General features: G+C 68.4%; 16 protein-coding genes. 9 read left to right on the top strand and 7 right to left on the bottom strand.

Going from position 1 to position 21,699, the window contains the following annotated elements:
- Nucleotides 1–186 precede the first annotated feature (186 nt).
- The 3 genes from KOR34_RS09215 to KOR34_RS09205 are packed head-to-tail and all read left to right on the top strand — an operon-like array spanning nucleotide 187 to nucleotide 3,748.
- Entirely contained in the window at nucleotides 187–1,053 is an 867-nt protein-coding gene (locus KOR34_RS09215; protein WP_146564253.1) for a hypothetical protein, read from the top strand.
- Nucleotides 1,054–1,055: 2 nt separating this feature from the next.
- Nucleotides 1,056–2,141: a 3-oxoacyl-[acyl-carrier-protein] synthase III C-terminal domain-containing protein gene (locus KOR34_RS09210; RefSeq protein ID WP_146564251.1), complete on the top strand. Its 1,086-nt coding sequence runs from the start codon at nucleotides 1,056–1,058 to the stop codon at nucleotides 2,139–2,141.
- A complete protein-coding gene (locus KOR34_RS09205; protein ID WP_146564249.1) occupies nucleotides 2,138–3,748 on the top strand; it encodes an FAD/NAD(P)-binding protein in 1,611 nt (536 codons plus the stop codon). Before KOR34_RS09210 ends, KOR34_RS09205 begins: the two co-directional genes overlap by 4 nt.
- Here KOR34_RS09205 and KOR34_RS09200 read toward each other — a convergent pair.
- From KOR34_RS09200 to KOR34_RS09175, 6 genes are all read right to left on the bottom strand, one after another.
- Entirely contained in the window at nucleotides 3,721–5,094 is a 1,374-nt protein-coding gene (locus KOR34_RS09200; protein WP_146564247.1) for a cytochrome P450, read from the bottom strand. The genes KOR34_RS09205 and KOR34_RS09200 overlap by 28 nt on opposite strands.
- A gap of 131 nt (nucleotides 5,095–5,225) precedes the next feature.
- Nucleotides 5,226–6,398, bottom strand: coding sequence for a poly-gamma-glutamate system protein (gene pgsW, locus KOR34_RS09195; RefSeq protein ID WP_146564244.1), 1,173 nt, complete (start codon nucleotides 6,396–6,398; stop codon nucleotides 5,226–5,228).
- Nucleotides 6,399–6,479: 81 nt separating this feature from the next.
- Nucleotides 6,480–6,977, bottom strand: coding sequence for a poly-gamma-glutamate biosynthesis protein PgsC (pgsC, locus tag KOR34_RS09190; RefSeq protein WP_146564243.1), 498 nt, complete (start codon nucleotides 6,975–6,977; stop codon nucleotides 6,480–6,482).
- Nucleotides 6,974–8,170 carry a poly-gamma-glutamate synthase PgsB gene (gene pgsB / locus KOR34_RS09185; RefSeq protein WP_146564241.1) on the bottom strand — a complete coding sequence of 399 codons (1,197 nt, stop codon included), beginning with the start codon at nucleotides 8,168–8,170 and terminating at the stop codon, nucleotides 6,974–6,976. Before pgsB ends, pgsC begins: the two co-directional genes overlap by 4 nt.
- Before the next feature lie 243 nt (nucleotides 8,171–8,413).
- Nucleotides 8,414–10,486, bottom strand: a complete 2,073-nt coding sequence (locus KOR34_RS26585) for a sodium:solute symporter family transporter (RefSeq protein WP_197531274.1) — start codon at nucleotides 10,484–10,486, stop codon at nucleotides 8,414–8,416.
- A gap of 154 nt (nucleotides 10,487–10,640) precedes the next feature.
- Nucleotides 10,641–11,516 carry a hypothetical protein gene (locus KOR34_RS09175; RefSeq protein WP_146564238.1) on the bottom strand — a complete coding sequence of 292 codons (876 nt, stop codon included), beginning with the start codon at nucleotides 11,514–11,516 and terminating at the stop codon, nucleotides 10,641–10,643.
- Between the two features lie 267 nt (nucleotides 11,517–11,783).
- On the opposite strand from KOR34_RS09175, the gene KOR34_RS09170 reads away from it, so the two are divergent.
- From KOR34_RS09170 to KOR34_RS09155, 4 genes are all read left to right on the top strand, one after another.
- On the top strand, nucleotides 11,784–12,284 hold the full coding sequence (locus KOR34_RS09170) for a hypothetical protein (protein ID WP_146564236.1): 501 nt from the start codon (nucleotides 11,784–11,786) through the stop codon (nucleotides 12,282–12,284).
- Nucleotides 12,285–12,604: 320 nt separating this feature from the next.
- Nucleotides 12,605–13,252: a hypothetical protein gene (locus KOR34_RS09165; RefSeq protein ID WP_146564234.1), complete on the top strand. Its 648-nt coding sequence runs from the start codon at nucleotides 12,605–12,607 to the stop codon at nucleotides 13,250–13,252.
- Nucleotides 13,253–13,302: 50 nt separating this feature from the next.
- Nucleotides 13,303–14,475, top strand: coding sequence for a TadE/TadG family type IV pilus assembly protein (locus KOR34_RS09160; protein ID WP_146564232.1), 1,173 nt, complete (start codon nucleotides 13,303–13,305; stop codon nucleotides 14,473–14,475).
- A 44-nt stretch (nucleotides 14,476–14,519) separates the two neighbouring features.
- On the top strand, nucleotides 14,520–14,924 hold the full coding sequence (locus tag KOR34_RS09155) for a TadE/TadG family type IV pilus assembly protein (protein ID WP_146564230.1): 405 nt from the start codon (nucleotides 14,520–14,522) through the stop codon (nucleotides 14,922–14,924).
- A 16-nt stretch (nucleotides 14,925–14,940) separates the two neighbouring features.
- Here the strand turns inward: KOR34_RS09155 and KOR34_RS09150 are convergent, their stop codons facing one another.
- Nucleotides 14,941–17,076, bottom strand: coding sequence for a retropepsin-like aspartic protease (locus KOR34_RS09150; RefSeq protein WP_228714656.1), 2,136 nt, complete (start codon nucleotides 17,074–17,076; stop codon nucleotides 14,941–14,943).
- Between the two features lie 469 nt (nucleotides 17,077–17,545).
- Between KOR34_RS09150 and KOR34_RS09145 the strand changes: the two genes are divergently transcribed.
- Nucleotides 17,546–20,779 (top strand): BamA/OMP85 family outer membrane protein, encoded by a 3,234-nt coding sequence (locus tag KOR34_RS09145; RefSeq protein WP_146564227.1) that lies wholly within the window; start codon nucleotides 17,546–17,548, stop codon nucleotides 20,777–20,779.
- 9 nt (nucleotides 20,780–20,788) lie between these two features.
- Nucleotides 20,789–21,574, top strand: a complete 786-nt coding sequence (locus tag KOR34_RS09140) for an FkbM family methyltransferase (RefSeq protein ID WP_146564225.1) — start codon at nucleotides 20,789–20,791, stop codon at nucleotides 21,572–21,574.
- The last annotated feature ends 125 nt before the right edge of the window (nucleotides 21,575–21,699 follow it).

Raw genomic sequence — 21,699 nt, 5'->3', positions numbered from 1 at the left:
GCCCGGCGCTGGGCGCCCGCCTCCCCAGCCGCCCACGATCGCCCACCCGTTCGCTGCTGGCGCCCTAAGTCCAGTAAACAAAACGCCTTATGATACACTCCTAAGCTTTGGCGCCGCGTGTGCGTCCTCCGTAACGGGGACGCCACGCGAGATCCATTCGCACCGCCCCGCCAGCCATCCACTGCCATGCACCAGTTCCCCTACATCACCGACTACGTGAACGGCGTGTTCGCCCGCGAGAAGACGCAGTGGGACTTCATTCTGCTGCGGCCGGTGCTGCTGGTGCTGTACTTCATCGTGCGGTTCATCAGCTTCCCGCTGAAGTTCGTGCTGCACCGCTGGCCGCTCGGGTTCGAGGCCTACCTGATCGACTTCTGGATGGCGTTCGGGATGAAGTACCTGGCGCGGGCCGACGCGGCCGAGCTGTTCATGCGTCACGTGCAGATCGAGCCGCTCTTGTACCAGCACATCCTGCGGCGCGAGGGCGTGCCGCTCGCGTCGACGGGCCGGAAGCTGAACACCATCGACGGCGACTACAGCGTCGGTGACATCCGCACCGTGCTGCAGAACCGGCTGACCATCGGCCACGACCTGCTGTCGTACGAGGTCGTCGACCGGTTCGACAAACAGGCGTTCCTCGACAACCTCGACCACATCCGCTCCACCAGGCCGCGCGACCACGAGGAGTGGAGCAAGGCGGTGCTCGAGTCCAACCGCAAACGCTCGCTGCAGCTGCTGGGCCCCACCAATATCGTGATGCTGGTGGTGATGACCATCACCGTGTTCGGCGACCTCAAGACCACCATCACAGCGCTCAACTCCTTCGGGTCCGACTCCATCCTGCTGTGGTGCGTCAAGCGGATCTACGAGGGCAACGACGCCGTGCAGACCGACCTCGACTTCTTCATGCAGGAGGTGTCCAACCGCGGGCACTACAACTCCAGCGCGTTCTTCTCGAACCCCAGCCAGTACCTGTACTACCACATCGTGTTCGACGAGGTGGTCTACGACCTGCTGCGTCGCGTGCCGCCCGTCCCCCACCAGGCGACCTGACCATGCCGTGCTACCTCACTCAGACCGCCTCGTTCCTGCCGGGAGTCCCGGTCGACAACGACAGCATCCAGCTCTTCCTGGGCGCGCTGGACGGCGAGGAAGCGGTCCGCGAGAAGATCCTCACGATGAACGGCATTGTCCGCCGCCACTACGCCCAGGACGAGCGGCAGCGCCCCACGCACGACGTCTACCGCCTGGGCGCCGAGGCGGTCGGCAGGCTCGGGTCGGCGGCCGGCTGCGGCGGGGCGACCTACCTGTCGGCCGGCACGACCTTCGCCCCGCTCGCGGCGCCGGGGTACGCGTCGTTGCTGCACGCGCGGCTCGCCGAGGCCGGGCTGCTCCGCCAGCCGGTGGAGATCAGCTCGCACGCGGGCATCTGCTCGTCTGCGGCGGCGGCGCTGGCGGCGGCCGTCCGAGCGGTCGCCAGCGGCGACCACGCAAGCGCGCTCTGCGTCGGCGCCGAGCACTCGTCCGAGGTGCTCAAGTCGTCGGTCATCCAGCCGGTCGACGACCGCGCCGACCACGCCAACCTCCGGAATAGCCGGTGGTTCATGTCGGTGTTCCTCCGCTTCATGCTGTCGGACGGCGCGGGCGCCTTCCTGCTGCAGGACCGGCCGCGGGAGGACGGGCTCTCGCTGCGGGTCGACTGGACGCACTCCCTCTCGCTGGCGGACCGCGCGCCGCTCTGCATGAAACTGGAGAGCCGCAACTCGCTGCTGAGCCAGGACGTGTCGGTGCTGTCGGAACACCTGTTCCCGTGCGTCGACGTGTTCCTCGAGGACGCGTTCCGCCGCCGCAGCGACTCGGTCGACGACTACCGGATGGTGCTGCCGCACATGTCCTCGTTCTTCTTCCGCCGCAAGATGGAGCGGGCCATCGCCAAGCGGTGCGCCGACCCCCAGGCGCCGACGCCGTACTGGACCAACCTCGCCACCGCCGGCAACACGGGCGCCGCGAGCATCTTTGTCATGCTCGACGAGTACCTGCACACCCAGCCGGTTGAGCCCGGCGATCGGCTGCTGCTGTTCGTCCCAGAGTCGGGCCAGTTCAACTTCGTGCTGATCAGCCTTACCGCGGTGTCGTCATGAACGGGGACAACACGCCGCGGCGGCTGGCGATCATTGGCGCTGGCAGTAGCGGGCTGATCAGCCTGAAGCACGCGATCGACGCGCTGCCCAACTGGGAGGTGCGGTGCTTCGAGGAGTCGGACCGCGTCACCGGCGCGTGGGGCCGCCCCTACGACGGGTTTGTCTCGACCTCCACGAAGTACACCACCCAGTTCTCCTGCTACCCGCGGTACGACGCGACCGTCCGGCCCGACGGCGGCGCCAGCCGCGGCGAGTTCTTCCGCGACGGTGAGTACGGCGAGTACCTGCAGGACTTCGCCGACCACTTCGACCTGCGGCGGCATATCTCCCACGGCTGCCGCGTGACCGCCGTGCGCCGGCCCGCCGGGGGACATGGGTGGGACGTCACGTTTCACGTGCGTGACATTGCTCAATCAGCTTCCGAACAGTTCGACGCGGTGATCATCTGCACGGGCCTGGTCGCCGAGCCACGCCCGTTGGGAGACCAGGCGACGCTGGCCGACCTGCGGCGGCTCTGCTCCACCGCAGGGCTGGCGGAGATTACCGGCAAGACAGTGGTGGTGATCGGCGGCGGCGAGATGGCGGCCGACTTCGCCAACCGCCTCGCGCAGCCAGCGGCCGGCAATCGGGTGTACCTCTCGCTCCGCTCCGGGATCCGCGTCAGCCCGCGCTACCACCCCATCCGCGGCGTGCCGTCGGACTTCCTGCGGAACCGCCTGATGCTGTCGATCCACCCCGACATCCGCAACTGGATCGGCCAGCGGTTCGTCGCGGCCCGAATCCGGCACCAGGGGTGGTTTGAATGGCTGTTCCCCTCGTCTAGTAAGACGCAGAACGATGCGGGCGGCGATGTGTTCGAGCAGCGCAAGCGGTGGGGACGGCGGCTCAACCGGCACGCCCGGCACGGACTGTTCGACATGTTCCACAACAAGAGCGACGACTTCTTGACCGCGGTGGCCGAGGGCAGGCTGCAGGTGGTTGGCCCGCCGACGGACGCGACGCTCACCCGCTACGAGGGGTTCGATGGCGATGCGCCCCAGCAGATCACGCCCGACGTGGTTGTGCCGGCGGTCGGCTTCCGGTCGCGGCTGGGCGAGCTGCTGGGCGACCAGACCAATGTGTCTGACTTCTACCTGGGCTGCTGCCACGCCGAGCACGACGACCTGTTCCTGGTCGGCTTCGCGCGGCCGGTGATCGGCAACATCCCGTCGATCAGCGAGGTCCAGGCGCGGCTCGTGACGCGGCTGATCGCCGGGCAGACGCCGCGTCCGGACGGCGTCGGCCGCCTGAACGCCGCGGACGCCGCCGCGCGGCGCGAGCGCTACGGCGGCGTCGACACGCGGCTGATCTACCCGGTCGAGATGTTCCCGTACTGCGACCAGCTCGCCGCGCTGATGCAGGCGGGCCCCCGCCCGCGGACCCTCCGCGACCGCTGGACGCAGCTGACGGCGCCGGCGACCACGCTCGACTACGACTTCCCTGACGACAACCGCTTAGACGCCGGCCTGCCGCGCCCGCCCAGGTACCTGCCGCTCCCGCTGATCATGCTGCTGTTTGCGCTCAAGCCGGTGGACTGGCTCTACCGGTCGGTGCCGGGCCGCCGCTGAGTAACGCGGACCCGCAGCCCGTGCTTGGGGCGCATCGTGAGCAGCGCGGACACCGCGTGGCGGTGGCTGCTGTCGACCTGTACCCGGAAGCGGCTGGCCAGCGAAGCGAGCAGCACCACGAGTTCCTGGACCGCGAAGTGGACGCCCACGCACACGCGCGGCCCGCCGCCGAACGGCACGTAGGCGTGGGTCGAGCGCGGGTTCTCCTCGGCCCCGGGGCGGAACCGCTCCGGGTCGAAGGCCTCGGGGTCGGTCCAGAAGCCGGGGTGGCGGTGCAGCGCGTAGCGACTGAAGGCCACCATCGTCCCCGCCGGCAGCGTCTGCCCGCCGAGCTGTACTTCCCGCATGACGTTGCGGTTCTCGAACCAGAACGGCGGGTGCAGTCGGAGCGTCTCGTCGATGACCATCTTGGTGTACACCAGCCGCGGTAGATGGTCGGCGGCGAGCGGCCCGTTGCCGAGCACCCCGTCGAGTTCCTCGTGCAGCCGCGCCTCCACCTCGGGGTGGCGGCTCAGCTCGTACCAGATCCAGGTTAGGGCCACAGACGAAGTCTCGTGCCCGCCGACGATCATGCCGAGCGCCTCGTCCCGGATCTCTTTGTCGGACAGTCGGGGCAGATCAGAGTCCTCCGCCGGCTGGCAGAGCATCGACAGCAGCCCGCCCCCGGCCGGCGCGGCGCGGGCGCGGTCGATCATCGCCTGGATGAAGCCGTGGAACTCGCGCAGCGTCGACCCGAGCCGGAGGTTGAGCGTCGAGGGGAACCAGGCGCTGCGGACAATCGGCAGCGGCGCCTTGGAGCTGTAGTGGTCGATGACCTGCGTCCACCGGCGGATGGAGTCGGCCGCCTCGTCGAAGCCGTCCTCGAACAGCGCCCGCCCGATCACCTCGAGCGTGAGTCGGTCCATCTCGGGGGCCGCGTCGAACACCGCCTCCTCGCGCGCGGCTCGCGTCCACTCGGCGGCGAGCGTGTCGGCCGAGCCGACCATCAGGTCGAAGTACGACCGCACCGGGCCGGGACCCATCACCCGCTGCACCACCGCGCGGCTCCGCTTCCACTGATCGCCCTCGGCCACCACGAGCCCGTCGCCGAACGCCCGCCGGAAGCGGTCGTACAGCGGGCTGTTCTTGTCGAAGCCGCGGTTGGTCTCCTGCAAGACCTGCTTGACCAGCGCCGGGTGATTGACCAGGTAGAAGCTGAGCACCCCGCGGTACCGGACGAAGTCGCCGAACTCCTGCGTGAGCGTCTCGAAGAACCGCTCCCGGCTGCCGGCGAGCATCCACAGCCGGTAGGACCACGGCGTGGCAGCAAGCGATCCGTCAAAGGTGCGCGGGTCGCTGCGGGCCATCGAGGGTGCCACTCGGAGACTACCGGTCGATCTGTTCTAGCAAGCGCGCGATAGATCGGGCCGGGTCCTGTCGTCAGCACCCGCTGTGCCTAGTGTGGACCAACCCCCGCCGTACAACGCCGCGGCGTTCGCTACACCATCGGTTCCGGCGGGCCGGCGGCTTTGCGGGCGGCGCCGCCGCGGAGCAGTCGGAAGCCGATGTCGGTGCGGATGAAGCCCCACAGCGCGAACAGGATGGTCGCCAGCACAAACGCCACGACCGGCTTGCGGTAGTCGATCCCCTGGAAGACTCCGGCCGTGCCGACCTCGCGGAGCTGGATGAACTCGTCCCCCTCCTCGCTGGGCGTCTCGAGCGGCTGGAGCAGCCCGTAGCGGGCGGCCAGGTTCACGATGTTCACCAGGTGGATGCAGGGGATGCCCTCCTTGGCCAGCTGCGGCATGACGCCCGGCAGCCGGTCGACGCGGGGCGGTGCGACCAGGTTCAGCCCCGGCTCGAATAGGTCCTTGCCGATGTGCGTGCCGACGCTGGTGGCGCCGCCGCCGACGTTGACGTACACCTTGATCGGTCGGCCGCCGAGGGCGTCGCGGTAGATGTCGCGGCGGGCCTTCACGTGGTCCTCCAGGGAGTCCTCCTCGATGAGCTTCAGGCCGTTGCGCTCGGCGCCCTCGCGGACGGCCTCCATGCCCTCTTCGGTGGCGGGGCCCTCGTCCTCCTGCCCGCCGGGCGAGACCGCCAGCGAGCGGGTGTGCAGCACGCCCTTCTCGTTGAGGATCCGCTCCATGTCGATCCACATCAGGTGCGGCACGTTGGCGCCCCACTCGCTGGCCGAGGCGCTGGAGATCACCAGCGGCTCGAGGCCGAGGGTCTCACAGGCGGCGACCGCGCAGATGTTGAGCGCCGGGAACGACCCCGACAGGCCCAGCGCGACGACATCGCCCTTCTTGGCGCCCGCCTCGCGGAGCATCTCGACCATCACCGCGGCGAAGTTCGGGTTCACGGACACCTGCTTGGCCGGCAGCACGCCGTGCACGCTGGTGATGACAGAAGTGGGCAGGCCGATGATGCCGGTCTCGGACGGGTCGTGGTCGGAGTCGATCGGCGGGCCGGCCTCGACGCGGGCCTCCTTGATGATCTCGAACGCCTCCTCCGCGGCGCGGGCCGCGGCCAGCTTGGACTCGCGGTACGGGCGGCGCTGCTCGGTCTTCGTGAACTCGGAGATCACCAGCCCGGCGACCGAAAGCATCGCGATCAGCAGCAGCGCCGTGCGTGAGACGGTCCGGGGACGCCAGTAGACTTTTTTCATAACGCTGCGAGTGCTGTGTCTGAGCGGACGTGTCGGTGGAACAAAAACAGCCGCGGAACGCGGGCCCCAACGCTCCGCCCGCTACAGCTGGTTGAGGGTCATGCCAAAGATCAGGATCAGGATCAGCCGCACCACGACCGACGCGGCGGTCAGGGCGCTGAGCGTCTCGACCAGCCCCTGCCGGTCGATCCAGATCGCGACCAGCCCGGGGATGATGTAGCCGATGACCTCCATCGTCGAGCCGCTGCTGCTGAGCTCGGGCGTGTAGCCGGCCCTGATCAGGGCGTCCTCGACCGGCAGCAGCGAGAACATCGAGTTGAGCAGGAAGCCGACCAGGATCATCATCACCGTGCGGCGCTTGCCGTAGATGATGATGAAGGTCGACAGGAGCCGCACTACCAGGAACGTGGCCAGCGCGCAGGCCAGCGTCAGCAGCACGTCGATCGGCTTGCCGAGGTAGAGCGCGAAGTAGCCCGGCACGACCATGCCGCCGGCCGCCAGGCCGAACACCTCGGAGAACATCAGGCTGACCGCCAGCCCGACCCCGATCGACACCGCCACAATATCCACATCAATCACTTGAACGCCCTCATGGTGCTGCGGTTGGCGAAGTACCGGACCACGTCCAGCCCCACGCCGCCGATGTTGGCCATGCCCATCACCAGGGCAGACCCGGCGGACAGTTCGATCACCCGCTCGAAGATCTCGTCCGCCTTGCGGTCCTCGAGGAACACCAGCTTCAGCGCGTCGATGCCCTGCTTCACCGCCTCGCGGGCGAACATGAAGGTGCCCGTGCCGATCAGCACGTAGTAGTCCGCCTGCGGCCACTGCGCGATGACGCGGCCGAGCTGCGCGGAGCGGTCGGGGCGGTCGACGCGGCAGTTGAACACCGCGATCCGGCGTTTGACGTCCGGGTAGCGCTCGAGCGCCATCTTCCAGATCCGCTCGGTCGACTCGGGGTCGTTGGCCGCGAAGCCGTTGACGAACTTGATCTCCCGGCCGAAGAAGTCCATCTCGTGGGCCACCATCGCGCCGGTGTCCGGCTTTGCCGCCCACATGCCGCGGAGCGCGGTCGCGCGGTCGGCGCCCAGGTCCTCGCAGACCCGCAGCGACAGCGCGACGTTCTCCGCGTGCTCCACGTAGGGGAAGCCGGCCAGGTCGAGCGGTGTGATGGCCGCGACGTCCTCCTCGGTGACCGCGATGAGCTGAGCGCCGCGGTCGTCGCATACCTTCTGGAACAGGTCGATGTGGTCACGCTCGGCGGTGAACAGCTTCTGGCCGGGCGGCACCATGCCCAACAACGCCAGTGCGACGTCCCGCTCGCCGGGCCCCATCACGTCGAGGTGGTCTTCGCGGGCGTTGGTGATCACGCCGTGGGTGGCGCGGACCAGCTTGTTCTCGCTGAGGAATTGGAGGTAGGGGATCAGCGCCATGCACTCCATGACGATCGACTCGGCGCCGAACTCGAGGGCGGCGTCGACGATGCGGATCTGCTCGATCACGTTCGCGCCGGCCGGCCGGAAGACGGGGAACTCGGTGCCGTCCGGCAGGATCATCTGCGGCAGCGTGCCGGTGGTCTTGCAGCAGGTGCGGATGCCAGATTCCCGCATGCCGGCGGCGATCAGCCGCGCGACGCTCGACTTGCCGCGGGTCCCGTTCACGTGGACCCGGGTGGGGATCTGGTTCAGGCGGCGGCGGTGAAAAAACGACTCCGCGGCGCCGGCCGAGACCAACAGGCCGGTGGTGGCGAGGAGCGTGGCGAGGCCAACCATAAGATGCTTGCACCCGGCCGGCCGCAGGAGGGCCGGTCGATTAGATTTGTGGCCGGCGCATCCTGGCGCGCGGCCCTGTCCCGAGCGGACAATCTAGCGTATCTGGGCAGGCTGCCAATACCAGCTTGGCGAAAAAACGGCCGTGGCGGTGCGCTGGGCGTCATGCGACCACCGGGGCCGCCGCCCGGGCGCCCCGCGGCGGGCTCGCCGTGGGACGCCACCATCAGCCGGCCCTGCGCACCGCTACCAGAAGATGTAGTACAGCACGATCGTCAGGCCGACGGAGAACACCGCCATGACCTGCGCCAGCCGGCTGGGCTGCATGTCCATTTCGACGTTGACCGGCAGCTCGACCGGCGCCCTGAGCGGCTTCACCAGGGTCATCACGGTGAGCACCGACAGGATGATCAGGAAGGTCATCGACATGCGGTCCAGGAACGAGCGGTCGGCGATCCACTGCAGCGCCGCGACGCCGTCCAGGCCGGGGATCATCGGGCCGAACTTGAACAGGCCGTACAGCACGGGGCTGAGCACCAGGCCGACGATGCCGCACTCACGGGGCGCCCGGTGCACCAGCAGGCCGAACAGGAAGATCGCCAGCACGCCCGGCGAGATGAAGCCCTGGAACTCTTGGATGAAGGTGAAGATCCCGGAGAAGCTGGGGTGCCCCAGGAACGGCGCGATCAGCATGGCGATCACCACGAACAGCACCACGAAGAACCGGCCCGCGCGGACCAGCTCGGCCGCCGGCGCGGCGCCGCCGCGGATCTTGTTGTAGATGTCCATCGTGGCGATCGTCGACGCCGAGTTGAGCATCGACGCCAGCGAGCTGACCACCGCGCCGAAGATGGCCGCCAGCACGAAGCCCTTCAGGCCGATGCCAATCGGCAGCAGCTCGCGGAGCAGCGTCGGGAACGCGTTGTCGTAGTCGTGCGCAGAGAGGGTCGCGACCTCGATCTTGGCGTCCTTGGGCGTGTCGCTGGACGAGACGCTCGCCTCGGCCAGCTCGGCCGCCGACGCGTCCGGGCCGGGGGCTTCGCCGCTCGCGCCGCCGGTGGCCTGGAGGTTGTACGCCACAATCCTGGCCGCGTCGGCCGGGTGCAGCTCGGCGAAGTCCTCGTCAAACTTGTACAGCCGCTGATCGGCGGGCTCGGCGGCCAGCAGCCCTTCGAGCTTGGCGACCAGGCCCTTGTTGCGCGCCAGCTCGGCGTCCGGTTTGACCGAGTCGCTCAGCTCGGCGTACAGGTCGGGCGAGTGCGTGGCGAGGATCGTGGCGTTGCGGCCAACGGCGTCTTCCTTCAGCTCGCCGTTGAACAGGTTGAACGCCAGGATGCCCGGGATCACGACGATGAACGGGATGATCAGCTTCAGGATCGCGGCGAACACCACGCCCTTCTGCCCCTCGGCGAGCGACTTGGAGCCGAGCGTCCGCTGCGTGATGTACTGGTTGAGGCCCCAGTAGAAGAAGTTGGGGATCCAGAGGCCGAGCACCAACGCGGACCAGGGGATCTTGGGGTCGTCCAGCGGCCGCTTCATGTGCAGCTTGCCCTCGGGCAGCGGCGCGTCGTTGAGCTTCCAGAACCGCCCCCAGCCCCCCTCGTCCTGGATGTCCTCGACGGTCAGCTCGGCGTTGCGGGACGTGGCGAGCAGCGCCTCGGGGTCGGTCCGCTCCAGCAGCGCGAACGCCAGGTAGGCGATGATGCAGCCGCCGACAATCAGCGCGGCGCCCTGGATCAGGTCGGCCCAGGCGCAGGCCTTCAAACCGCCGGCGAACACATAGGCCGCCGCCAGCGTGCCGATGATCCAGCAGCCGACCGTGATGTTGCCCAGGTCGTACCCGGCGACCAGGATCCCCTGGAAGTTGCCGGTGATCACCTTGGCGCCCGAGTAGATGACCGACGCCGTGGGCACGCCCACCAGGATGATCATCGTGGCGATCGCCATCCAGGTGCGGGAGAACGCGCCGTAGCGGTACTCCAGGAACTCCGGGATGGTGTAGATGCCGCTCTTGAGGAACTTGGGCAGGAACACAAACGCCACCACCACCAGGGTGATGGCGGCCATCCACTCGTAGCTGGCGATCGCCATGCCGAGCCACGCGGCCGCCTCGCCGCTCATGCCGACGAACTGCTCGGTGCTGATGTTGGCCGCGATCAGCGAGAAGCCGACCAGCCACCAGGTCAGCCCGCGGCCAGCCAGGAAGTAGTCCGACGCGCCCTTCTCACCCTCGGTGTCCTCGTCCCGGCTCTTGTACAGGCCTACCGCAATGACCGTGATGATAAACGCGACAAAGACAACGCCGTCGAGTAAGCCCATAAATAGCACGCCCTGCTGTAGGCCCGCGGCTCAGACAGCCCGGGCGACACGATTGGTGGTAGTCGGTGCGGGCCAGGATCCGCAGACGAGAGCCGCCATTGTAGCCAGCCGGCAGGCTGCAAGAAAGTCGCCGCTGGGCTGCGGCGAACGGTGGTCAACGGCGGCGTCCGATCCGCCTGACGAGGGCGGCCGCCACGCACAGCAGGGCGGCCGACGCGGGCTCGGGCGCGGCGGCAGACCCGGCGGCCGGCGCGGCGTCGGCGTGGCCGTAATTGTCTCGCCAGACATCGTAGTCGACGGGGCCCACGGCGCCGTCCTCGCTGCCGTCGGCGCCGGCCCCGGGGGTCAGGCCCGTCTGCCCCAGCGAGTCGCGCCACACGGTGTAATCGGCCGCGTCGACCACGCCGTCCTGGTTGTAGTCGCCGGTCAGAGAGCCGAGCTCGCTCACCGGCAGGGCGTAGGCGTCGTCGATCGAGATGCCGGCCCGCGAACTGCCGCTGCCCGACACACGCAGCTCCACCGGCAGGGTGCCGGCGGACGCCTCGTACCGCGCCGCGAACAACCGGAAGTCGACCGGGTCCGAGCCGGGCGTCACGAAGCCCTGCAGGTTGTGCTCGGCGACGTGCAGCGGCAGCGGGCTACCGTCGACGTAAATGCCGAGCCCGCCGCTGGCGATCGCCTGCAGCACGTCGAAGTTCTCGGCCGCGTCGGTCCCAATGTAGAACCCGATCTCGTAGAAGTCGTCGGTGAAGGTCACCGGCTGGCTGAGCGCGAGGTGCTCTCCGGCGCCCTGCGTGGCCGCCACAACGGCGACCGCGGCGTAGTCGCCCGAGCGGACGTTGACCACCGCAGGTGAGAAGATGCTCCCCTCGCCGACGATCTCGTCGCCGTCGTGACCCACCATGCTGTTCTCTGTGCGCCCGGCGACGGTCCAGCCGCTGAAGTCGCCGGACTCGAACCCGCCGTTCACAAAGTCGGCGGTGGCGACGCCCGCCGCGAGGCCCAGCCAACCAAACAGGGCAGTCGCCAAACAGGAACGTAGCGGAGGCATCGAGGGTTACCCGGAATCAGTCGGTCACAGCATTGGGCGGGCGAGAGCGGATCAACCTAGCCAGCCGTCCGATCGGGTGTCCACGGGCGTGGGCGTTTCTTAACCAAGTCTTAGCGCAGCCGGCACAACCGTCGCATCCCGAGCGGGGACCCGCCGCACCTTCATACGGGTTAGCCCGACCCGGCGTCCGCGTGTGGCCTAGGTTTTCAGAAGGGATTCTTCTGCTCACACTTCGGGGGACACGACATGCAGGACATCAAACGCCGCAGCAAGCACTTCATCGACCGCGCCGTTCAAGGGGCGTTGTTGTTCCGCGCCGCGCGGTACTGGGTGCTGAGCCTGAGCATGGTGGCCGGGCTGACCGTGCTCGGTTGGCTGTTCGTGTGGCCGGGCGTCCCGACCGTGGTTTCCGATTGGGGGCAGTTGGCGCCGCTGGCCGAGGTGCTCGCCGTCGGCCTCGTGGTGACGGTGCTGATGCTCCCGGTGGTGCTGTACGATCTCTCGAAGCTCAGCAACCGCTTCGTGGGCCCGATCTACCGCCTGCGATGCAGCCTGAACGACCTTGCCGACGGCAAGCCGGTGCGGCCGATCAAGTTCCGCGACGGCGACTACTGGCAAGATGTTGCAGACGCGTTCAACCGCGTGCTCGAGAAGCACAACGCCGCGATCGACTCCCCAGTCGACGACAGCGGGCGCCCTGCCGAGGCCCTAGAGGAGGCGGAGCGCGAGTCGCTCATGCCGGTCTAACCGGCTCGGACGGCGCACCCCCTCCAACGCCGGCGGGTGTGCGCAGGGTTGTAAAAGACTTCCGACCTAGGGCGAAAACGCAAGCTACGGTTTCTATTAGGCAAGAGGCATTGCAGGTGAGTGCAGTCGGGCCACCCAGAAATGGGTTTCAGCACTCTCGGCAGGGCCGTCACTTCTCTTCCGGGGCGGTTCGGCGCTAACAGGCTGAGCCACGCGGGGGGCGTGACGGCCAACCTCTTGCCCGGCGCACGGCGCTAACTATCTCATCGCAACACTATTCAGGGGGCAGCCGCCACAGTGCGGCGCCTGGGAGGCGTTTCATGAATTGGTCCACACTGCGCGCAGCGTCCGCGTTCCTCCCAATGGTCGCGCTCATCGCGACTGGGCCCCCCGCCGCGCAGGCGGCCGACACCGACGTGCTCATGATCGAAGAGCACTGGGAGCTGCAGGTGGGCGGACCAGACGCCGACCGGTCGGCGCCCCAGGTCAGCATGGTGATGTCGCCGACCGGTCACCTGGACGGCAACTTCTTCGTCGTGACGGTCAACCACGGCAGCTTCCCCGACTTCAGCCCGGGCGGCGTGCAGGTGCAGCACTGGATCGGCGACCACTGCGCCGACGCCAAGAACAGCTACAGCAAGTACTCGCTGATCTACGACGGCGAGACCGTGAGCTGGAAGCAGCGGATGACGCTCGACGGCGGCACGCTCTCGTTTGAGGTGATTGACGGATCGTCCGAGTCCATCGGGACCTTCGGGGCCAACGGCCTGCTGAAGGACACCATCTCGGTAAGCCAGACGCGGTTGAACACCTACGTTCCAGCGATCTCGCTCACCGAGTCCGGAATCGGCTTCGCCGGCAACCGCGTCTCCTCCCTGACGCTCAAGAAGCTCGTCTGGAAAACGGCCGACGGCCAGTACCACGAGCTGAACGCGCCGATCGATATCTCTACGGGCCTGGACCCGTAGCACAGCCGGCTGGCCCTCCCGCACCTCACTCTATCCCTTAGATCGACGCCATGAGAAACCAACGAACCAACCGTCGACACGCCCCCGCATCACGCCGCCGCGGCGTGGTCGCAATCCTCGCCGCAGTGTTCGCCGTCGTGATGGTGGGCATGGCCGCGTTTGCGGTCGACCTGGGTTACATGCTCTCCGTGAAGGAGGAGCTGCAGCGGACCGCCGACTCGGCCGCCCTGGCCGCCTGCTGGGACTACAGCCAGCAGCTCATCGACGGCGCCGACAGCGACACCGCGGAGTGCTCCGCACGGCTGGCCGCGGCTGGCTACGCCGGCAGCAACGTGGTGAGCACCGAGGCGCCCGCCCTCCACTCGAACTACTCCAACTCGCCAGCGGGGGACCTGGTCTTCGGCCACGTCAGCGACGTCTACGGCGCCAACGTCACCCTCGACACGAGCGGCGCCAACCTGTTCAACGCGGTGCGGGTCAAGGTGCGGCGGGACAACACCGTGAACGGCGTGGCGCCGTACTTCTTCGCCAAGGTTTTCGGCAAGACGGGCCAGTCGCTCGAGGCCTCGGCCACCGCGGCGATCGTCCGCGACATCCGTGGGTTCCAGACGACTAACAGCGGCCAGAACATCGACATCCTGCCCTTCGCGCTCGACCTGGATACCTGGAACGGTTGGGTCGCCGGGTACGGCGAGGACAAGTGGACCTACAACGAGCACTCCAAGACCGTTAGCGCCGGTCCCGACGGCAAGCTCGAGGTGAACCTCTACCCGCAGGGCACGGGCTCGCCCGGCAACCGCGGCACGGTGGACATCGGCAGCAGCAACAACAGCACGTCGGATATTAACCGGCAGATCCTGTACGGCGTCAACAACGACGACCTGTCCTACCACGGCGGCGTGCTAGAGTTTAACGAACACGGCAAGCTCTACCTCAACGGCGACACCGGCATCAGCGCCGGCTGCAAGGACGAGCTGGCCGCCATCAAGGGGCAGCCGCGCTGCATCCCGATCTTCAGCGAGGTCAACGGCCCCGGCAACAACGCCATCTACACCATCGTCAAGTGGTACGGCATCCGCATCATGGACGTGAAGTTGACCGGCCCGATGAACAAGAAGCACGTCACGATCCAGGCGGCGCCGCTGGTCACCTCCGGCGTGGTGCCGTCCACGGTCACCGGCACCAGCTCTTACGTCTACTCCCCCGTTGTGCTGCTCCAGTGAGCGGCGGTTGCGACGACCTCGTACCTACACCCCCGGGAGAGAAAATGCCCCGCAATGACAACCAGCGCCGCGGCGTCGCGGCGGTCGAGTTCGCCCTCGTGGCGCCGCTGTTCTTCCTGCTCATCCTCGGCTCGATCGAGCTGAGCCGTGGCTTCATGGTGCAACAGGTGCTGACCAACGCGTCCCGCGTCGGCGCCCGCGAGGCCGTGATGCTGACCGCCTCACAAGCCGGCGTTGAGGACGCGGCCGAAGTCTACGCCGACGGCATGGGCGTGGAGGGCGTGGTGGTCACGGTCACGCCGAACCCGTCCACCGCGCGGTCCGGCGACGAGATCAGCGTCACGGTGTCGGTGCCGTACTCGGCGATCTCCTGGCTGCCGGCGCCCCAGTTCCTGGGCTCCAAGACGCTCACCGCGACCTCCGTGATGCGGAAGGAAGGCTTCGACTAGCCGCCCGGCGATTGCGCTAGCAGCGGCGTTTGAAGCCGGCGCCCACCAGCAGCGCCGCCGACAGCAGCGCGGCCGAGGCCGGCGTGGGGGCCTGCGAAGCGGAAGGCGTGGACTGCGCCAGCGATGCGCCGAAGTTGTCGCGCCAGGTGTTGTAGTCCTGCTGGCTGTAGACGGTCCCCAGCCCGTCGCGCCACACGGTGTAGTCCGCCGCGTCGACGGCGCCGTCGCCGTTGAAGTCGCCCTGCAGGCCGACGCTAACGCCGGCGTAGGCGAGCACCACGCTGTTGGGGTTGTACTGGACGTCCCACAGGTAGCCGACCGGCAGGCTCAGCACGTCGAACTCTCCAACCACGCCCTCGTCGGCGGAGATCAGGGTGAACATGTCGCTCGCCGAGGGGGTGTACCCGGCGGTGAGGGTGACCGCGAGCTCGCCGCTCAGGAACGCGAACCGGGTGGCGGTGATCTGATCGGTCGTGTCGCCCACCTCGAACCGCAGCGTGCCCTCCTCGAGGTTGGCGAGGTCGCCCTGAATATCGAGAGTCCCCTCCGGCGCGATCGTGCCCGTCAGGTTGCGGACGGCGCCGTTGATCGGGCCGTTGCCCACGGCGATCTCACCGCCGCCGCTGAGCTCGCCCCCTTCGATGTTGATGAACGCCGCGTCGATGCGGGCGCCCTCCTCAAGCTCGATCGCGGCGCCCTCGCCGATCACCATATCGTGGAACACGGTCAGCGTGGGCGAACCGGCCGACCGCACGCGCAGCCGGGCGTCGCCCTCGACGGTGACGCGGAACACCGTGTGGTCGGCCGTCACGTCCGAGACGACCCCCGCGCCGGCTTCGCCCCGGATGAGCACGTCCCACAACTCGCCGGGCGTGCCCTGGGCGTCCCAGCGGGCGGGCTCCGACCACTGTCCGGCCGCGGCCGCCCAGGTGTGGCGGCTCGTGATCGGGTCGCCGATGTACAGGCTGGGGCCCACGCCGCCTTGGCCAATCGACGGGTTGGCGTCGATCACCAGGTTCCGCCCGTTGAACAGGTTGGTGCCCACGATGCCGTCGATGATGTTGCCCGGGTTGTTAGGGTTGGTCACGTCCAGCACCGCCACCGGCACGTTGGTCAGCGTGAAGCCGCCGCCGATGGTGTCGATGTTGAGCTCATCCAGGTAGAACCCCGGCACGCCGCCCTGCACGCCGCCCGAGCCCTCCACCTGCAGCACGAAGTCGGGCGTGTCGAGCACGGGGTCGAAGCCGAGCCGCACGGCCATCTGCTCGGAGATCACCGTCAGGTCGGCGCCCGTGTCGAACAGCAGCGCCTTGTCCTGCTGGTTGTGGCCGTTGTTGATCAGGTCCACCTCCAGGAAGATGCCGCCGCCGTTGCCGTTGGAGTCCAGAATCACCGACGGCGAAGCCGGGTTGTTGGCCACGTTGATCTCGCCGCCGCCGCCGAGGATGTCATCCAGGTCGAGGTTGAACACGTACTGCGGACCCTGGACGAACCCGATGCCCGGCTGCAGCACGAGCGGCGCGCGGCGGGTGATGCCCTCGCTTGCGCCGGTCCCCAGCTCGGTGAACTCGATCTGCGGGGTGCGGACCGTGCGGCCCTCGTGCTGGAAGATCTGCGGCTGGTCGTTGCGGATCACCACCGTGTGGTGGGCCGCCATCGGCAGCCCGATGATGTTCGGCAGCTCCCACTCGTCGGGCGCCGTGAGGGTGGCGAAGCTCGTCTGACCCCGCAGCGCGTTCTGGTTCATCCCCAGCGTGGCGCCCGCCGAGGTCCGGTCGCCGAGGCCGGCGGCGTAGATGCCGCCGGCGTCATTAATCTCTAACAGGATCTGGCCGGTAGCGCCGCCGATGATCTGCGAGTTCGTGCCCCGCATGCCGGCGCCCTGGATGTCGAACCCGTTAAACGCCTCCTGGGTGATGATGTGGGTGGCGGCGCCGGAGTCGAACAGCGCGATGTCAAAGTACGGCGTCGCGCCCGAGCCCAGCAGCGGCGCGCCGGGGCTGTTGGCGGGGTCGGAGATGAACGGCACGTCGCCCAGGTCGATCGCGTCGAGCGACTTGGCCTCGTCGGTCATCCCGAAGCCAACGAAGGGAATGAACCCGCCCAGCGATACGCCCTGCCCGCGCGAAGACGCGCAAGACAGGCAGACCATTACGAGCACAACGGGCCTGGTCCAGAAACTCAGCGCAGTATTCACCATGGTGACCCTCACCGCCGCGGACCGTGCCGCGGCCTGCCGTTCGAACGGGTGGCGGGTACGAGCCGCGGTGGGTTCCGGACCACCGCGCCGCCAGACTCGCACACCCGGCGTCGTCGCCGCCTCCAAGTGCGCGCAAGTGTAGACTAGGCAGCCACTTCGCGTCGGTCAAGCAAACGGGACGGCGGCCACTCGCCGGCCGGCGACCTTCGTTGCCCCGTGGCCGGGGCCGGCCTGCTAGCAGCGGGGCCAATCTGCCTTGTGACGCCTGCGGGGTTCTTGTATCTCTACGCGGCCCGTTTCCCGGCGGAGGGCATTTGTAGCGCCCCCGCCGAGTCGACGCGTTGCGGCCTTCCGAGTCCGCTCCGGCGCTTCAAGCGAGCTACACGACAGACGCCTGACGCGAGCAACACGCCTGATACCTATGACAAACCAATTGACCAGCCCATCCCGGACGCGCCTGTGTGTAGCCCTCGTGCTGTCGATGGCGGCCTACGCCGCCTACGCCCAGTCGCCGGGCCGTGGGCTGCCGACGTCACCGATCGGCAGTCAGCGGATCGGGCCGGAAACGGTCGCTACCCCGGCGCCCACAGGGCTGTCGATGCTGGCCGGAGAAGAGCTGGTCGCCGACATCCGCGTCGAGGGCAACAAGACCATCCCTGCCCCTAAGATCACGGCGCAGCTTTCCACGCGGGTAGGCCGGCCGTTCGACTCGGCCGCGCTCGCCCGCGACGTTCGCAAGCTCGCCTCGATGCCGTGGTTCGTCAGCGTGCGTCCCTACTCGGAGCGCACCGAGAACGGTCGGATCGTCATCCTCCGCGTGGTCGAACGCTCGACGGTCCGCTACGTCTCGTACTTGGGGAACTCGAAGCTCAAGGACAAGAAGCTCGCCAAGGAAACCGGCCTGAAGGAGGGCGCCGCCGTCGACCCCTACCTGGTGGAGGACGGCCGCCGCAAGATCCTGGCCGCCTACGCCGACGCCGGCTTCCCCAACGCCCAGGTCACGATCCTCGAGGGCGACCAGGCCGACGACCGCGGCATCGTCTACGTGATCAACGAGGGCGTGAAGCAGAAGATCTGGAAGGTGCAGTTCGAGGGCAACGACTCCGACTTCGCCAGCGACCGCCGGCTCAAGACCCGCGTGCAAACCAAGCCGGGCTACTTCTACCTGATCGGCGGCAACTTCAACCGCGAGACCCTCGATGGCGACCTCCGCAAGCTGACCGAGTACTACCGCGCCTTTGGCTTCTTCCAGGCCAAGGTCGGCCGCACGCTCGAGTTCGGCGAGACCGGCGAGTGGGTCACCGTGAAGTTCGTGATCCACGAAGGGCCCCGCTACGAGGTCCGCACGGTCCGCTACGTCGGCAACGAGAAGTTCGGCGACGACTCGCTCGCGCTCGGCGCCAAGCTGCCGCAGGGCGAGTTCTTCGAGCAGGCCAAGATGAACGCCGACGTCGAGTGGCTCAAGGAGGTCTACGGCAGCCAGGGCTACGTGTTCGCCGACGTGAAGGCGGAACCGGTATTTCTCGAGGAGCCCGGCAAGATCGACCTGGTCTACCACATCGACGAGGGGAAGAAGTGGCGCGTGGGGCGCATCTTCGTGCACATCGACGGCGAGAACCCCCACACCCGCATCCAGACCGCGCTCAACCGGCTGTCGCTCCGGCCGGGCGAGATCATGGACATCCGTGAGCTGCGCGCCAGCGAGCGGCGGCTGCAGGCCAGCCAGCTGTTCCTGACCGACCCGGCGCGGGGCGTTTCGCCGAAGATCACCTACCGCATCCCCGAGCTCGACGACACGGAGTTTGTCGCCTCGGGCGGCGGCGCGATCCGCGGCCAGAGCCCGCAGGACGAGTCGTGGATTGTCGAGCAGCTCAAGCGGCCCGGCCGCCGGCTCTACCAGGCGTTCAGCCGCCAGCCGCAGCAGCCGTCCCCGGAGCAGACGCTTCCGCCCGTGGACGTGCACATCGAGCTGCCCGACGCAGTCGATACCGCCGCGCCCGGCGCCCCCGTGCAGGATGACGCGCAACCAGACGCTGCGAATCAACGCCTGAGCCCCGGCGCACAGTTCTCAAGCGGCGGGCCAAGCATCCGGCGGCTGCCGCCGGTGGAAGAGCCCGTGCACCGCCACGTGGCGTACAAGCCGCCGATCACCGAGCGCAGCGCCTGGCAGTCCGCCAACCGCCCCGTGCACGCCGCGTACGCCGACCTGCAGCTCCCACCGACGCAGCAGATCCGCGGTCAGAGCCCGCAGCAGGCGGTGTACCAGCAGCCGTACGGCGGGACGGTGCCCCGCGCCACCAGCCCCGCGTCGGCGCCGGTCGCGCCGGCTCAGCCGGTCCAGCCCGTGCAGTACGAGCAGTACCAGCCGAGTCAGCAACCCGTTTACGAACCGCAGCCCGCGTACGCCCCGCCGACCGGAGGGGGCTTCCCGCCGCCACCGGCCGCTGCGCCCCCGGGCTACCCGCCGCCCGGTTACCCTGCGCCGACGTCGCCTAGCGATATCCCGCCCGCCGGAACGCCCTACCCGCCCACGCCGCAGATCCCCAGCACGACCCCCGACCCCGCGTTGTTCCCCAACCAGGGCTTCGCCACAGGCGAGCCCGCGGTCGACCTGCACGTGCAGCTGGCCGAAGCGCAGACCGGCCGGTTCATGGTGGGCGTCGGCGTCAACTCGGACGCGGGCGTGGTGGGCCAGATCATGATCGACGAGCGCAACTTCGACTGGCGGCGGATCCCCACCAGCTGGCAGGATGTGGTGAACGGCACCGCGTTCCGGGGCGGGGGTCAGAGCTTCCGCATCGAGGCCGCGCCGGGCACCCAGGTGCAGCGGTACCTGATGAGCTTCACCAACCCCTACCTGTTTGACACGCCGATCAGCCTCTCGCTCTCAGGCTCGTTCTACGACCGCCGCTACACCGACTGGGACGAGCAGCGTCTGGGCGGCCGCGTGAGCCTGGGCTACCAGTGGACCGAGAACGACCTGACCGCCCGGCTCACCTACCGCGGCGAGAACGTCAACATCCATGACGCCAACACCATCGCCGTGCCCGAGCTGGCCGAGACCGTCGGCGACAACAGTCTCAACGGGTTCGGCGTGGTGATCGCCAACGACACCCGCAACAACCCCTTCTTCGCCACCGACGGCCACTACGTGGAGCTGCAGCTGGAGCAGGTGGTCGGCAGCTTCAACTACCCCCGGGCCGTGGTCGACGCCCGCAAGTACTTCTTGCTGAACGAGCGCCCCGACCACTCCGGCCGGCACGTGCTGGTCGCGCAGACGCGGCTGGGCTTCACCGGCGACGACACGCCAGTCTACGACCGTTTCTTCGCGGGCGGCTACTCGACCATGCGTGGCTTCGACTTCCGCGGCGCCTCGCCCCGCGCCGGCGGCGACTTCATGTTCCTCAACACGCTGGAGTACCTGTTCCCGCTCACCGCGGACGACATGGTCAACGGCGTCTGCTTCTGCGACTTCGGCACGGTCGAAGACTCGGTCACGATCGACACCTGGCGTGTGGCGCCGGGCGTCGGCCTGCGGATCCAGGTGCCGGCCATGGGCCCGGCGCCGATCGCGCTCGACTTCGCGTGGCCCGTCTCGCGGGCCGACACCGACGAGCTGCAGGTGTTCACGTTCAACGTTGGCTTTATGCGGTAGGCAACCAGCATGTCGTTCCTGAAGCGAGTCAAGCGTCACGTCCGCCCGTTCCTGCCCAGCGGCAAGGGCCTGCAGCGGCTGCAGGACCGCCTGCTCCGCAAGGCGCGGCTGCGCCGCACGCGCGACCCGCTGCCCCTGATTATGGACTCCGGCTTGGCCTACGGCAGCGTGCTGCCGCTGGCCATCAGCGACGTGCTGCTCGACAAGCCCGACTTCACCTTCCTGCAGATCGGCGCGTACGACGGCGTCGCGCACGACGACCTGGGCGACGTCATCTCCCGCCGCAGGCTGCGCGGCGTGCTGGTTGAGCCGCAGCCCGAGGTGTTCAAGCGGCTGGAGTCGCTGTACGGCGACTCCGACCACCTCACGCTGGTCAACGCGGCCATTGACCGCCAGCCGGGCACGCGGGAGTTCTACATCCCCCCCCGCGACTGCACGCAGACCGCCTCGTTCAACGCCGAGCACGTGATGAAGTACGGCTTCGCACGGCACGAGCTGATCGTCCACAACGTCGAGTGCCTGACCATCGAGGGCGTGCTGGAGCGGGCCGGGGTCGACTCGATCGACCTGCTGCAGATCGACGCCGAGGGCTACGACCACGAGATTCTCAAGGGCGTCGACTTCTCGCGCTTCCGCCCGGCGCTGATCCGCTTCGAGCACCGCCACGTGCCGCCCGCGGAGATCGACGCCTGCCTCGCCCGGTTAGCCGGCTACGGCTACCGCTTCTTCTGCGAGGCGAATGACGTCATCGCCATCCAGACCGAGCGTCCCGCCGCGGCGAAGCTGGCGGCCTAGCTTCCGCCCGCCGATCCCGTTCCGGTGGACCGCCAACGCCCGCACCGCCGTCCCCCCGGTTGAGGGTGACGCCTGGAGCTTGGCTGCTCTGTCAAGCCACTTGAGCCTCCCCCGGGCGGTGGTTT

Origin of the sequence: Posidoniimonas corsicana (assembly GCF_007859765.1) — a bacterium.
GTDB classification, from domain to species: domain Bacteria; phylum Planctomycetota; class Planctomycetia; order Pirellulales; family Lacipirellulaceae; genus Posidoniimonas; species Posidoniimonas corsicana.
Note: the sequence above shows the minus strand (reverse complement) of the source record. Positions and strands in the feature narration are given on the sequence as shown.